At 30.7% G+C, this 13,227-nt stretch carries 15 protein-coding genes; 13 read left to right on the top strand and 2 right to left on the bottom strand.

What is annotated here, in order from left to right; all coding sequences use genetic code 11:
* Window positions 1–16: 16 nt before the first annotated feature.
* Window positions 17–1,867 carry a CocE/NonD family hydrolase gene (locus tag FIA58_RS05495; RefSeq protein ID WP_140960963.1) on the bottom strand — a complete coding sequence of 617 codons (1,851 nt, stop codon included), beginning with the start codon at window positions 1,865–1,867 and terminating at the stop codon, window positions 17–19.
* 109 nt (window positions 1,868–1,976) lie between these two features.
* On the opposite strand from FIA58_RS05495, the gene FIA58_RS05490 reads away from it, so the two are divergent.
* The 11 genes from FIA58_RS05490 to FIA58_RS05440 all read left to right on the top strand — a co-directional run bounded on the left by FIA58_RS05490 (window position 1,977) and on the right by FIA58_RS05440 (window position 10,989).
* Window positions 1,977–3,110: a glycosyltransferase family 2 protein gene (locus FIA58_RS05490; RefSeq protein ID WP_140960960.1), complete on the top strand. Its 1,134-nt coding sequence runs from the start codon at window positions 1,977–1,979 to the stop codon at window positions 3,108–3,110.
* 79 nt (window positions 3,111–3,189) lie between these two features.
* On the top strand, window positions 3,190–4,515 hold the full coding sequence (locus FIA58_RS05485; RefSeq protein WP_140960957.1) for a dihydrolipoamide acetyltransferase family protein: 1,326 nt from the start codon (window positions 3,190–3,192) through the stop codon (window positions 4,513–4,515).
* Window positions 4,516–4,608: 93 nt separating this feature from the next.
* Window positions 4,609–5,379, top strand: a complete 771-nt coding sequence (locus FIA58_RS05480) for a 3'-5' exonuclease (RefSeq protein ID WP_140960955.1) — start codon at window positions 4,609–4,611, stop codon at window positions 5,377–5,379.
* Between the two features lie 55 nt (window positions 5,380–5,434).
* Window positions 5,435–6,046 (top strand): fumarylacetoacetate hydrolase family protein, encoded by a 612-nt coding sequence (locus FIA58_RS05475; protein WP_140960952.1) that lies wholly within the window; start codon window positions 5,435–5,437, stop codon window positions 6,044–6,046.
* A 6-nt stretch (window positions 6,047–6,052) separates the two neighbouring features.
* A complete protein-coding gene (locus FIA58_RS05470) occupies window positions 6,053–6,397 on the top strand; it encodes an Hpt domain-containing protein (protein ID WP_140960950.1) in 345 nt (114 codons plus the stop codon).
* 12 nt (window positions 6,398–6,409) lie between these two features.
* Entirely contained in the window at window positions 6,410–7,657 is a 1,248-nt protein-coding gene (locus FIA58_RS05465; RefSeq protein ID WP_140960947.1) for a CinA family nicotinamide mononucleotide deamidase-related protein, read from the top strand.
* Between the two features lie 79 nt (window positions 7,658–7,736).
* Window positions 7,737–7,973, top strand: a complete 237-nt coding sequence (gene rpmB, locus FIA58_RS05460) for a 50S ribosomal protein L28 (RefSeq protein WP_140960944.1) — start codon at window positions 7,737–7,739, stop codon at window positions 7,971–7,973.
* Window positions 7,974–8,005: 32 nt separating this feature from the next.
* Window positions 8,006–8,188, top strand: coding sequence for a 50S ribosomal protein L33 (rpmG, locus tag FIA58_RS05455; protein ID WP_026714106.1), 183 nt, complete (start codon window positions 8,006–8,008; stop codon window positions 8,186–8,188).
* Between the two features lie 8 nt (window positions 8,189–8,196).
* Window positions 8,197–8,349, top strand: coding sequence for a DUF4295 domain-containing protein (locus tag FIA58_RS05450; RefSeq protein WP_140960942.1), 153 nt, complete (start codon window positions 8,197–8,199; stop codon window positions 8,347–8,349).
* A 91-nt stretch (window positions 8,350–8,440) separates the two neighbouring features.
* Window positions 8,441–9,394 (top strand): signal recognition particle-docking protein FtsY, encoded by a 954-nt coding sequence (gene ftsY / locus FIA58_RS05445; RefSeq protein ID WP_140960939.1) that lies wholly within the window; start codon window positions 8,441–8,443, stop codon window positions 9,392–9,394.
* 149 nt (window positions 9,395–9,543) lie between these two features.
* Window positions 9,544–10,989, top strand: coding sequence for a hypothetical protein (locus tag FIA58_RS05440; RefSeq protein ID WP_140960937.1), 1,446 nt, complete (start codon window positions 9,544–9,546; stop codon window positions 10,987–10,989).
* A gap of 52 nt (window positions 10,990–11,041) precedes the next feature.
* Here the strand turns inward: FIA58_RS05440 and FIA58_RS05435 are convergent, their stop codons facing one another.
* Window positions 11,042–12,403, bottom strand: a complete 1,362-nt coding sequence (locus FIA58_RS05435; protein ID WP_243754640.1) for a serine hydrolase domain-containing protein — start codon at window positions 12,401–12,403, stop codon at window positions 11,042–11,044.
* 91 nt (window positions 12,404–12,494) lie between these two features.
* Here FIA58_RS05435 and FIA58_RS05430 point away from each other — a divergent pair, with 91 nt between their 5' ends.
* Complete coding sequence (locus tag FIA58_RS05430; protein ID WP_140960934.1) at window positions 12,495–12,929, top strand: hypothetical protein; 435 nt, start codon at window positions 12,495–12,497, stop codon at window positions 12,927–12,929.
* Window positions 12,913–13,209, top strand: coding sequence for a DUF721 domain-containing protein (locus FIA58_RS05425; RefSeq protein WP_140960931.1), 297 nt, complete (start codon window positions 12,913–12,915; stop codon window positions 13,207–13,209). The genes FIA58_RS05430 and FIA58_RS05425 overlap by 17 nt, the downstream gene beginning before the upstream one ends.
* The last annotated feature ends 18 nt before the right edge of the window (window positions 13,210–13,227 follow it).

Here is a 13,227-nt window from a genome sequence, read left to right as displayed (position 1 = left end):
GCTTTCTCATTTAGTTTTATTTGATTATTTCCACTTCAATAAAACTATCATTGAAAATTTTTATAAAAGCTTTTGTATAATCTTCTTTATTGGCTAAATAAGGATTTTCTAAAAATTTCTGTGGATTGATCATCATCAAAGGATACCAAGTGCTTTGAATTTGAATTTGAATTTTGTGTCCTTTTTTGAAAGTATGTAAAACATCTTGCAATCTAAAGTCTACTGCTGTAGTTATATTTGGAGTTAAAGCTTCTGGTTTTTCAAAGCCGTTTCTAAAACGAGCTGGCATAATTTCACTACGTACCATTTGATGGTAATTTGCATAAATTACATTAGGTTTATCTTTGTTTTCTGGTTCGTCAAGCGGATAAATATCAATTAGTTTTACCACAAAATCTGCATCAGTTGAAGAAGAGGCGATTTTTAATTTTGCCATTATTTCTCCTGCCAAAGTGATATCTTCCGCTAAATAATCAGTGGTAAAAGTGACTACATCTGGACGACTAAGAGCAAAACGCTGATCTTCACTCATGTAGTTTCTTGGTGTAAAACCATTAAAATCTGCATAATTCATGCTACTTGGAACAGGATTGTTTGGATCACTGTAGTATTCGCTATAAGCAGTTTTATCTGATTTATCTGTTTCCAATTTTCCATTCGAATTCAAATAAAAATTAAGTTTGGTTGCATTTTTTGGAGGCCAATTAGCAAATTCATTCCACTCTTTTTCACCAGTGTTGTACATATAAGCTTCTGGTAAAGCTACAGTCGTTTTTGTATCTCCTTTTAAATAATGATTGAAGAATTTATATTCAATATTTTTTTGATAAAAAGTAGCAATGCTGTCTCCAAAGTAAATGTCATTGTGATAATGTTTTCCAGTTTCACGAGCCCAACCTCCATGAGAAAATGGTCCCATTACAATAGTGTTTTTTGCTTTTGGACTTGTTTTTTCAATCGTTTTATAGATGTTTAAAGGGCCTGATAGGTCTTCTGCATCAAACCAACCACCTACAGTCATTACAGCATGATTAATTCCTTTTAAATGAGGTAATAAGTTTCTTTTTTGCCAGAAATCATCATAATTAGGATGTGTTACAACTTCTTGCATAAAAAAGTTGTCTTTGTAATATTTATCGGTTGCTTCTTTAACAGTACCTATTTCATTATAAAAAATAGAACCGTCTTTTGAAGTTGGTCTAATATATTGATCCATGTACCAAGCTTTGTCTTCTGCTTTTGCTTTTTGTACTCCAAAAACAGGAAATGTTTTGAAATAACCCATTAAAAAAGCACCATTGTGATGAAAATCATCAAAAAAGAAATCGGAAATAGGTGCTTGTGGGGAAGAAGCTACTAAAGCAGGATGATTAGCTAATGTGCCAACAGCAGTATAAAAACCAGGATAAGAAGTTCCGTATTGACCTGCTTTCCCATTGTTGTTCTTGATGTTTTTCACTAACCAATCAATAGTATCATAAGTATCTGTACTTTCATCAATATTATTCTTTCCTGAATGTTCTACTTGAGGAGTCATATTAGTAAATGTACCTTCACTCATATATCTTCCTCTAACATCTTGGTAAACAAAAATATATTTATCTTTTAGTAAAAAGGAATTTGGTCCTAAAGATTTTTTAAAATTATCTTCACCATATGGAGCAATACTATAACACGTTCGTTGCATTAAAAAAGGATATTTGTTGTCTTTTGAAATGTCTTTTGGGATGTAAATAGCAGTAAATAATTTTACTCCATCTCGCATAGTAATGTAGACTTCTTTTTTGTCAAAATTGGCTTTTATCTCTTCTTGTGAAAAAGCGGAAAATGTTAAAAATAGAATTAGAATTTTTAATAAAGTTTTCATTTTTTAAATAGATTTTATTTTCTCCCCGAAGATATTGCCTTTTTTTAATTAAGCCTAATCAATAAATAATAGTTTTTTAAAAGTTTGTAAGAATAGTTATATTCGCAACATGCAATTGTCAGTAATTATACTTAATTATAATGTCCGCTATTTCTTAGAGCAATGCGTGAGTAGTGTTCAGAAAGCTTTGGAAACTATTGATGGAGAGGTTATTGTGATAGATAATAATTCATCAGATGATAGTTGTGAAATGATGAAGACTCGATTTCCAAATGTAAAATTGATTGAAAATAATCAAAACTTGGGTTTCCCAAAAGGAAATAATATAGGTGTAGCAGAAGCAAAAGGAGAATATATATGTATTTTAAATCCAGATACGGTTGTTTCAGAAGATACATTTACAAAAATACTGAAAACTGAAAATTGGCAAAAGAACACTGGAATAATAGGTTGTAAACTTATTGATGGAACAGGGAATTTTTTACCAGAAAGTAAAAGAGGTGTTCCAACTCCTTGGGTTGCTTTTACAAAGATTTTTGGGTTATATAAGTTTTTTTCAAAAATAAGTTGGTTTAACCAATATTATGCACAACATATTACTGAAAACGAATCTGGAAAGGTAGATATTCTTGTTGGTGCTTTTATGATGATGAAAAAAAGTCTTTATTTAGAATTGGGTGGATTTGATGAAGAGTGTTTTATGTATTCTGATGATATTGATTTGAGTTATATGGTACTTCAAAAAGGTTTTCAAAATTATTATCATCATGAAACAACTGTGATTCATTATAAAGGAGAAAGTACAGTAAGAGATGGTACTTATATGAAGCGTTTTAGTGAAGCCATGCAGTTTTTTTATAAGAAGCATTTTAAAAAATCTTTCTTTTTTGATGTAATGATGCAATTTGGTAGTTTGTTTTTTGCACTTTTAAAAAAACATCAACAAAAAGAAATTATTGTAAAAATTGATAGTTATGTTGTCTTTACCAAAAAAAAAATGAATTTACAATTGGGTAAACCAGTAAGCTATTTGACTTCATTAGAGTTGTTTAAAGTTATGAAAGGTAAGAATGTTGAAATTATATTTGATGTGGATGATTTCAGTTACCAAGAAATTATTAATTTTATGCAATTAAATAAGAGTAAAAATATTACTTACAAGAATTTTTTTCCTTCCTCGAACTTTATGATTGGTAGTTATAGTTCAAACGATAGAGGGGGAAGTTATATTGCTTTAAAATAATATTAAATTCTTGATAAATACATCTTATTTTTATTATTTTTGCAAAACAAATACAGAAAAACAACTTTAGTTTAGAAATATGGCAAAGTTTGAATTGAAATTACCTAAAATGGGAGAAAGTGTTGCTGAAGCAACAGTAACTAACTGGTTAAAGAAGGTTGGAGAAAAAATTGAAATGGATGAGGCAGTCCTTGAAATAGCTACTGATAAAGTAGATAGTGAGGTGCCTTCTGAAGTTGCAGGAACACTTGTTGAAATACTTTTTAATGTAGACGATGTAGTCCAAGTTGGGCAAACAATTGCAATTATTGAAACAGAGGGTGAGGTTGAAATTAGTACTCAGGAACAAAATGTAGAGGAAACGGCTATAGTAGTAGAGGAAACAGTTCAAGCTGCGAAGGAAACAGCAGGTACTTCTCAAACAATAGTTGCTGATTATTCTGATTCAGATAAGTTTTTCTCTCCTTTAGTAAGAAATATTGCAAAAGAAGAAGGAGTTTCTTTAGAAGAGTTGGAAGTTTTAGAAGGCTCTGGAAAGCATGGTCGTATCAATAAAGATGATATTTTAAATTATATAAAAAATAGAGTTACTGCTAATCCTGTTGTAGAACAAAAGACTGTAGTGGAAACGCAAAAGGCAGCTCCAATTGCTTCGTCAAAACAAGTAGCTACAGTAGCTCCAGTTTCTGTTAATGGTGGTGATGAAATTGTTGAAATGGACAGAATGCGTAAGTTAATTTCAAAATACATGATTGAGTCTGTGCAAACTTCTGCACACGTGCAATCTTTTATTGAAGTTGATGTTACTAATATTGTAAAATGGCGAGATAAAGTAAAAGGACCTTTTGAAAAAAGAGAAGGTGAGAAATTGACTTTTACTCCTATTTTTATGGAAGTTGTTGCTAAAGCATTAAAAGATTTTCCTGGAATGAATATTTCTGTAGACGGTGATTATATCATAAAGAAGAAAAATATAAATTTAGGAATGGCTGCAGCTTTGCCAAACGGAAATTTAATTGTTCCTGTAATTAAAAATGCTGATCAACTGAATCTAGTAGGGATGGCTAAAACAGTTAATGATTTAGCGAATAGAGCAAGAACGGGAAAATTAAAACCAGACGATACCCAAGGAGGAACTTACACAGTTACGAATGTAGGAACTTTTGGATCTGTTTTTGGTACACCAATCATAAACCAACCTCAAGTCGGAATTTTAGCACTAGGAGCTATTAGAAAAGTACCTGCTGTTATAGAAACTCCAGAAGGAGATTTTATTGGTATTCGTCAAAAAATGTTTTTATCTCATTCTTATGATCACAGAGTAGTAGATGGAGCACTTGGAGGAAGTTTTGTAAAAAGAGTGGCTGAGTATTTAGAAGCTTGGGATATAAATAGAGACATTTAATAAATAAATTTTTTATTTACCCGACAAGTTTGAAAAAGCTTGTCGGTTTTTTTATTTTTTATATTTTATCTTTGCAAACAAATAAAACAAACAATGGAATTAAAACTCAATAGACCTATTTGCTTTTTTGATCTAGAAACTACTGGAATTGATGTTGCAAGAGATAGAATAGTAGAAATATCAGTATTTAAAGTTTATCCAAATGGTAATAAAGAAAGTAAAACTTGGTTAGTGAATCCTACTATTCCTATTCCTTCTCAAACGACAGCTGTGCATGGAATTACAAATGAGAAAGTTGCTAATGAACCTACTTTTAGCGAATTAGCTTCTCACGTATATAATATGATAAAAGATTCTGATTTAGCCGGTTTTAATTCAGATCGATTTGATATTCCTTTATTGGCCGAAGAGATGTTAAGAGCAGGAGTAGATTTTGATATGAAAAACAGGGTTTCAGTTGATATACAAACTATATTTCATAAAAAAGAAGAACGTACCTTAAGTGCTGCTTATAAATTCTATTGTAACGAAAGCTTAGAAAATGCACACAGCGCTGAAGCAGATACGATGGCAACTTATGAAATATTAAAGGCTCAATTAGATAGATACGAAGATTTAGAAAATGATATGAAAGTCTTGTCTGAATATACTACTCGAAAAAAATCGGTCGATTTTGCTGGTTTTATTATTTTAAATAAAGAAGGGAAAGAAGTGTTCTCTTTTGGAAAGCATAAAGGTATTTTAGTGGAAGAAGTTTTAGATAAAGAACCTGGTTATTTTAGTTGGTTGCAAAACGCAGATTTTCCCTTATATACTAAAAAAGTTTTAACAGCAATTAAACTTAGAAAGTTAAATACTAAATAAGTGACTAGTAGTGTGTAATTAGTTAATTATTTCAACTGATCCAACAATTAAAAGAATGAAAATAATTTGCATAGGTCGTAATTATGTGGACCATATTTCTGAATTAAATAATGAAAAACCAACAGAGCCAGTTATCTTTTTAAAACCAGAAACTGCAGTTTTGCCAAAGAAAACTCCTTTTTATATTCCAGATTTTAGTAATGATGTACATCATGAAGTAGAAATCTTAGTTAAGATATGTAAGGTTGGAAAGTATATTAATCCAAAATTTGCTTCTAATTATTATGAAGAAATTGGCTTAGGAATCGATTTTACGGCAAGAGATTTGCAAAATGAGTTAAAAGCAAAAGGGTTGCCATGGGAAAAAGCAAAGGCATTTGACCATTCAGCGATTATTGGAGGCTTTTTACCGAAAAAATCGTTTTCATCATTAGAAAATATTAACTTTGAGTTAAGAAGTAATGGGGTTGTTGTTCAAACTGGAAACTCTTCATTAATGCTCTGGAAAATTGATGAGATAATAGCTTATGTTTCTCAATTTTTCACTCTAAAAAAAGGTGATGTAATCTTTACTGGAACACCAAAAGGAGTAGCTTCTGTATCAGCAGGAGATGTTTTAGAAGGGTTTGTAGAAAATAATCAAATGTTCAAGATTCAAGTTAAATAAAATAATATGGCATTACAGTACAATTTATCTAAAGTGTATGAGATTTCCGAGAACGATGTTGAGTTTGCACTTCAAATTGTGAATCTTTTTTTACAGGAAGTACCTGATGAGATAAAGTCTATAAAGATAGGTATTGAAGAAAAAGATTATTCTAGAACTTATGCTGCAGCACATAAGATTAAACCATCTTTAGATTTATTAGGAATGGATATGGCTTATGATGAAAATATTCAGGTTATGACATGGGCAAAATCTGAAGGTAAAAAGAAAGATGTTAAAGAAGTCTATAAATCTCTTAAAGATAGAGTAGATTTAGCAATCAAAGAATTGAAGAAGGATTTCAAAATATAACCTAAATATTTTATGAAAGCTGCAATTGTTACCATTGGGGATGAAATTCTCATTGGTCAAATAATAGATACGAATTCATCATACATTGCAAAAGCATTAGACAAAATAGGAATTGCAACTCATGAAATGATTTCTATTTCTGATGATAAACAACATATTTTAAATACACTTTTTTATTTTCAAAATAAGGTAGATGTTGTAATTATGACTGGTGGTTTAGGCCCAACAAAAGATGATATTACTAAAAAAACATTCTGTGATTATTTTGAAGATGAATTAGTTGAAAATACTTCTGTCTTAGAACATGTAAGAGATTTGATTGAAAGTTTTTACAGACGACCAATTTCACAAATTAATAAAGAGCAAGCTTTAGTTCCTTCAAAAGCAAAGATTCTGTTTAATAAAATGGGTACGGCTCCAGGAATGTGGATGGAAAAGGAAAATACTGTTTTTGTTTCCTTGCCAGGAGTGCCATATGAGATGAAATACCTTGTCGATCACGAGGTTGTTCCTCAATTGATTCAGCGATTTAAAAGACCATATATTGTTCATAAAACGATTATGACTTATGGAAGAGGTGAAAGCTTAATAGCAGAGCAAATAGAAGATTGGGAAGATAATTTACCAAAGTATATAAAGTTAGCTTATTTGCCAGCCCCAGGTAGAGTAAGGTTAAGATTAACGGCGAGAGGAGAAAACGAAAAGGATTTGTTAGAAGCTTTAGAAATTCAAATTAAAGAATTGTATAGGTTGATAGGGGAAATAATTATAGGTATTGATGAAGATGAGTCTATTGAAATTGTAGTTGGAAAGCTTTTAAAGGAAAGAGAAGTAACGTTATCATTAGCAGAAAGTTGTACAGGAGGTAAAATGGCAGAAGTTATAACATCAATTTCAGGAGCTTCTTCTTATTTTAAAGGAAGTATAGTAAGTTATGCTACCGAAGCTAAAATAAAAATATTAGGTGTTGATGAAAGTTTGATTACTAATTTTTCAGTAGTAAGTGAAGAAGTTGCTAAAAATATGGCTTTGCAATCTCAGAAATTATTTCATACCGATTATGCCATAGCGACAACAGGAAATGCAGGGCCAAATAAAGGGGATTCTGATGCTAAAACAGGTACGGTTTACATTGCGCTTGCAACTCCTAAAGAGGTTTATTGTGAGCAATTTAATTTTGGTCAACCTCGTGAAAAGGTGATTGGAAGAGCAGTAAATAAAGCGTTCGAATTACTTTATAAAGAAATTTTGAAAAATTAATAAAAGATTGTTGTGTAATTGGATTCAATTTTGTTTCTTTGCACCCTGATTTTGAATAACGAAATAAAGAGTATAAATAATGTCAAGAGTTTGTGAACTTACAGGTAAAAGAGCAATGGTAGGGAACAATGTTTCTCACGCTATGAATAAAACTAAGAGAAAATTCTCTGTTAATTTATTTAAAAAGCGTTTTTATATTGCTGAAGAAGATAGATGGGTAACCTTAAAGGTTTCTACATCTGCATTAAAGACAATCAATAAAAATGGTATTGCTGCTGTTCTTAAAAAAGCAAAAGCAGACGGAATGATTAAATAATTAATTCCAAGAATCCTTAATAATATATCAAGATGGCAAAGAAAGGCAATAGAATCCAAGTTATTTTAGAGTGTACAGAGCACAAAGCGTCTGGTGTAGCAGGAACTTCTCGTTACATTACTACTAAAAACAAAAAAAATACTCCAGATAGATTAGAGATTAAAAAATTTAATCCAATCTTGAAAAAAGTAACAGTTCATAAAGAAATTAAATAATATAAGTCATGGCAAAGAAAACCGTAGCAACTTTACAAACTTCTTCAAAGAGATTAACCAAAGCTATTAAAATGGTTAAGTCTCCTAAAACAGGTGCTTACACATTCGTAGAATCAGTTATGGCTCCTGAACTAGTTGATGAATTCTTAAAAAAGAAATAATTCTTTTTTTTCAATTATATAGAAAAGCTACTTTCATTTGAAAGTAGCTTTTTTATTTTTACATTTGCTAATAAATAGTAACTAAAATAATATGAGTTTTTTTAAAAGAATTTTTTCTTCAGAAAAAAAGGAAACTTTAGATAAAGGTTTAGAAAAGACAAAAACAACTTTCTTTTCAAAATTAACCAAAGCCGTTGCAGGAAAATCCAATGTAGATGATGAGGTGCTGGATAACCTAGAGGAAATTTTAGTTTCATCTGATGTTGGTGTAGATACTACTTTAAAAATTATTAAAAGAATTGAAGAAAGGGTAGCTGTTGACAAATATCTTGGAACTGATGAATTAAATAAAATTTTAAGAGAAGAAATCGCTGGATTATTAGCAGAGAATAATACAGGTAATGAAACAGATTTTGTAATTCCTGAAAGTAAAAAACCTTATGTGATTATGGTAGTTGGTGTTAATGGTGTTGGTAAAACAACTACCATTGGAAAATTGGCTAATCAATTTAAAAAAGCTGGATATAGTGTCGTTTTAGGTGCTGCTGATACTTTTAGAGCTGCTGCAATAGATCAATTGCAAATTTGGGCTGATAGAGTTGATATTCCAATCGTTCGTCAGCAAATGGGAAGTGATCCTGCTTCTGTAGCTTTTGATACTTTACAATCAGCTGTATCTCAAAATGCTGATGTTGTAATCATTGATACTGCTGGTCGTTTGCATAATAAAGTAAACTTAATGAATGAATTAACGAAAGTGAAACGTGTCATGCAAAAAGTAGTAGATGATGCTCCTCATGATGTTATGTTGGTCTTAGATGGTTCAACAGGGCAAAATGCATTCGAACAAGCAAAACAATTTACAGCAGCTACTGAGGTGACTAGTTTGGCTGTAACTAAATTAGATGGGACTGCAAAAGGTGGAGTTGTTATTGGTATTTCTGATCAATTTAAGATCCCAGTAAAATACATTGGAGTTGGAGAAGGTATTGAAGATTTACAGGTGTTTAATAAGTTTGAATTTGTAGATTCTTTCTTTAAATAGATTAAGAATAACTTCATTTTTTTTTAAAATAGTATTATATTTATAAGCAAACATTTTTACTTTTAGTAGTTTTTATGTTTAGGAGTCTTTTTTATTGGATAAAATTACCGCTAGCCAAAAGTTAATGTAACCAATAAAAACAAATAATTATGATCAAATTTTATTTTCTAAAAGCAAGAAACTATGGTTTAGTTACTCTTGCTTTGTTGTTTATCCTGTTTTCTTGTAAAGAAGAGAAAAAAGAAAATGTAAAGGAAAAAGAAGTGGTTACCGAAGTTAAATCAGATGAAATTATTCCACAAGATTTTCCATCGGATTTAGGAATCAAGGGTTTTAATTTTCCTGAAGACTCTTTGAAAATTTATAATTGGCTTGAAAAACAAGATAAAATTAGCATTACAAATCATTCTTGGGGTATTTGGGCAGGATTAACTTCAAAATCTAATCAAATATATGAAGGTGATACTCTTTTAGTTTATGAAACTTGGATGGGAGTTGATGAATTAGCAAAAATTGCTGCAAATGGTGGTGAAAAGAATGGTTATGCTAATGTTAAAAAAAATAGAACTCAATTAAAAGTGCCTAAACAGTTTATTCATGCTCAACTTTTTGCTAATAAAAATGCAATTATAGATACTACATTTAGCCTTTTTGAAACGGTATCTTATAATCCTCAAGCGGCAAATTTTGCTACATCTAACTTAATATTTAATCAATCGGTTTTAGATAGTTATAAAGTAGAAAATGGTATTGGAAAAATTCCTGATTTTCCACAAGAAGCTATCACAACTAAGCCTGTGTACTTCTCAGGTATTCCAGATAATAATGGTTTAATTAGAGTTCCAGTTTGGCCAGGTATGCCGAATCCTGTAGAAGCATTTGGTGATGAAGACTGGAAAACATATGTTTATGTAGATATTAAAAACAGACAAAACGACAAAACACTTGTGCCTGTTACTACTGAGAACCCTACTAAAGAAGAAATTGAAGCAGCTACATGTAATGTAGATGAGTTTATAAACTATAAGTTAGATAAGGAAGCAGCAGCTTTTTTAAATGAACATCAAGATAAAGGAGCAAGTCGTGGCTTTAAAGCTGGAGACTTAGTGCTTTTAGTAGCAATGCATGTTGGGACAAAAGAAATAAGCAATTGGACTTGGCAAACCTTCTTCTGGAGTTATGATTCTCAAAAACCTTTTTTTCCTAGTTCAGAAAGCGAAGCTAGTTTAATACCTTCTGTGATTACTGGTGCTGCTGCTAATTATTCTGTTTCTTCTGCTTATGCGATGGTTTGGCCAAATCAACCTATTACAGGAGGATCTGATAAAGGAGCTACACCAATAATAGCTTTTAATCCTTATTTAGAAGCTGGTTTTGGAGCTGATGTTTTTAGTGTTAAAAACACTTTTAAGCCAGAATTTAAATATGGTGTTCAAACAAATTGCATGACTTGTCATGCCCTAGCTACAGCTTCAGGAAGTAATGGCTATAGTACTGATCAATATATAGATATGAAAGATGATGTTTTCTTTAAAAACCAAGTCCAACTTGATTTTGCTTGGTCAATTCAAGGTAATATTAATAAAAATAAATAGAAAATTTATTATACTAATTACAGATAGGCTGACTAATTTAGCTAGCCTATCTTTAATTAATAATTGCATTTATTTTCCCCCAAAGGACATTGTCAAAATCTGATAAAGCAAAGTTTGAACCATCTGCGGTATCACCCATTCTTATGATAACTAATTTTTTACTAGGTACTACATATATTTTTTGATCATTTTTTCCTAATGCCATATACATGTCGCTTGAGCCATTTGGAATTAATTCTCCAGGAAATTGTAATTGTGATTGAGGCAAATGATAGCTGGTTTTTCCATTCAACCACCAAAGATATCCATAGGCTTGGTTTATGGTTTGAGAAGTAATTGTAGCATCGTTAAAGTAATTTGTGTTTAAAATTTGAGTGCCATTCCAATTCCCTTTGTTTAAAGCTAATAAGCCAAAACGAGCCATACTACGTGTTGTGCTCCAGTAAACACTTAAACTTCCGTTTGTGCCACTTGAAAGCCAAGTTCCAGTCATTCCTATGGGTGTTTTTAATTTTGTATTGAAATAAGCATCCCAAGTTTGTCCTGAAGCTGTAGCAACTACATCTTGCAATTTCACATATACATTGTGATATGCCCATCTTGTTCCTGCATCTGCTATATATTGTAAGTTGGCTGGTGAAACATCATCACCAATACTATCATCTAAACCAGAATTCATAGAAAGTAAGTTTTTACAAGTAATCAAATTTTCTTTGGCTAAAGGTGCACTAGTCCAATTTATGCCTAAATAATCAGATACTTTATCGTTTATTTGGAGTAAGCCATCTTGTTCAGCAATTCCAGTCATGGTTGCAGTTAGTGTTTTTCCAGCACTTGCCCAATACCATGGTGTAGTGCTAGAATGTCCATTAAAATAATATTCCATAACTATTTTTCCATTGTGAAGTATAATAAAACTTTTTGAATTTTTTGTTTCCAAATAATCCAATAAATCTTGCACATTATTTTGATTCCAATTTAAACTAGCAATTGTTTTTGTTTCCCAAGTGGTAGCATCATTGGGAGGAAAATACATACTTTCTTCTGTTGTAAAACTTAATTCATTTCCATAGGTTATGCCAACACTATTAATAGCATAAGATCTAATATAATAAGTTGTGTTTTCAGTTAAAGCTGTTAGGTTGGAAGTGAATGTCCCTGAATTATTTCCTTCATTCGTTTTAAAATTTGAAGTTGTAGGATTTGGACTAGTGTTCCAGCAAAATCCACTACTAGTTATAGGTGAACCTCCATTATGTGTGATGTTTCCCTTAGCAGTAACTGTTGTGAAAGAAATATTTGTAATTTCATCAGTAACTATAGTTGGTAATGTTGTATTAACAATTTTATCTTCTGAATCACTACAAGCAAATACTAGTATGCATGCTGTTAAAAGGGTAAATATTGTCTTCATAAATATAACATTTGGTTGGTTTGACAATAAAAATAACAAATAGTTTAATTAATCTGTTTGAAATATGTAATTTTATTTCAAATTTTAAGAAATGAAAAAAACGCTATTATATTTTATCTGTTTTGTTTTGTTATCTTGTTCGGAATCTATTCAAGAATCAGATTTACAGCTTCTTAATGGTATTTGGGAAATAGAAAAAGTGGTAAGTACTGATAATGTTGTAAAAGAATACAAAATAAATGAGGCTGTTGAGCAAATTCAATTTGAAGACGGCAAGGGAACTCGTAGAAAAGTGAGATTGGTATACAACGGCAATTTTTTACTGAACAATATTATTCAAGAATTCACTGTAGAAGGAAAAGAAAATTCTTTTTTTATTTTAAATAAAACTGAATTCTCAAGTTGGAAAGAAGAAATTAAAGTGTTGACGAATGAAAAAATAATGTTGGAAAACGAACAAGGAATACAGTATTATTATAAAAGAAGAAATGATATAAAAATAGGAAAAGATGGCAAAGAGATTTAATGCAGAAGCTTCAATAAAAGATGTTCTTAAAAATTTTGTTTCTCAAAATAAATTAGAATCAGGAATAGATAAGGTTGATGTTAAAGAAGCATGGATTAATTTAATGGGCAATGGAGTTGCAAATTATACGGAGGCAGTTGAGTTAAAAAACAAAACGCTATATGTAAGATTGACTTCTTCAGTTTTGAGAGAAGAGCTTTCTTATGGTAGGGAAAAAATCATTAAAATGATTAATGAAGAAATGGGTAAAGAAGTAATAAATAAATTAATTTTATCGTAATCAAATAGTACCTCTGCA

The sequence above is a fragment of the Flavobacterium jejuense genome (genome assembly GCF_006491595.2).
Classification (GTDB): domain Bacteria; phylum Bacteroidota; class Bacteroidia; order Flavobacteriales; family Flavobacteriaceae; genus Flavobacterium; species Flavobacterium jejuense.
Note: the sequence above shows the minus strand (reverse complement) of the source record. Positions and strands in the feature narration are given on the sequence as shown.

Excerpts from the sequence above, each read along its gene's own strand:
- FIA58_RS05495 (WP_140960963.1), bottom strand. The coding sequence starts at position 1,867 with ATGAAAACTTTATTAAAAATTCTAATTCTATTTTTAACATTTTCCGCT.
- FIA58_RS05490 (WP_140960960.1), top strand. The coding sequence starts at position 1,977 with ATGCAATTGTCAGTAATTATACTTAATTATAATGTCCGCTATTTCTTA.
- FIA58_RS05485 (WP_140960957.1), top strand. The coding sequence starts at position 3,190 with ATGGCAAAGTTTGAATTGAAATTACCTAAAATGGGAGAAAGTGTTGCT.
- FIA58_RS05480 (WP_140960955.1), top strand. The coding sequence starts at position 4,609 with ATGGAATTAAAACTCAATAGACCTATTTGCTTTTTTGATCTAGAAACT.
- FIA58_RS05475 (WP_140960952.1), top strand. The coding sequence starts at position 5,435 with ATGAAAATAATTTGCATAGGTCGTAATTATGTGGACCATATTTCTGAA.
- FIA58_RS05470 (WP_140960950.1), top strand. The coding sequence starts at position 6,053 with ATGGCATTACAGTACAATTTATCTAAAGTGTATGAGATTTCCGAGAAC.
- FIA58_RS05465 (WP_140960947.1), top strand. The coding sequence starts at position 6,410 with ATGAAAGCTGCAATTGTTACCATTGGGGATGAAATTCTCATTGGTCAA.
- rpmB (WP_140960944.1), top strand. The coding sequence starts at position 7,737 with ATGTCAAGAGTTTGTGAACTTACAGGTAAAAGAGCAATGGTAGGGAAC.
- rpmG (WP_026714106.1), top strand. The coding sequence starts at position 8,006 with ATGGCAAAGAAAGGCAATAGAATCCAAGTTATTTTAGAGTGTACAGAG.
- FIA58_RS05450 (WP_140960942.1), top strand. The coding sequence starts at position 8,197 with ATGGCAAAGAAAACCGTAGCAACTTTACAAACTTCTTCAAAGAGATTA.
- ftsY (WP_140960939.1), top strand. The coding sequence starts at position 8,441 with ATGAGTTTTTTTAAAAGAATTTTTTCTTCAGAAAAAAAGGAAACTTTA.
- FIA58_RS05440 (WP_140960937.1), top strand. The coding sequence starts at position 9,544 with ATGATCAAATTTTATTTTCTAAAAGCAAGAAACTATGGTTTAGTTACT.
- FIA58_RS05435 (WP_243754640.1), bottom strand. The coding sequence starts at position 12,403 with ATGAAGACAATATTTACCCTTTTAACAGCATGCATACTAGTATTTGCT.
- FIA58_RS05430 (WP_140960934.1), top strand. The coding sequence starts at position 12,495 with ATGAAAAAAACGCTATTATATTTTATCTGTTTTGTTTTGTTATCTTGT.
- FIA58_RS05425 (WP_140960931.1), top strand. The coding sequence starts at position 12,913 with ATGGCAAAGAGATTTAATGCAGAAGCTTCAATAAAAGATGTTCTTAAA.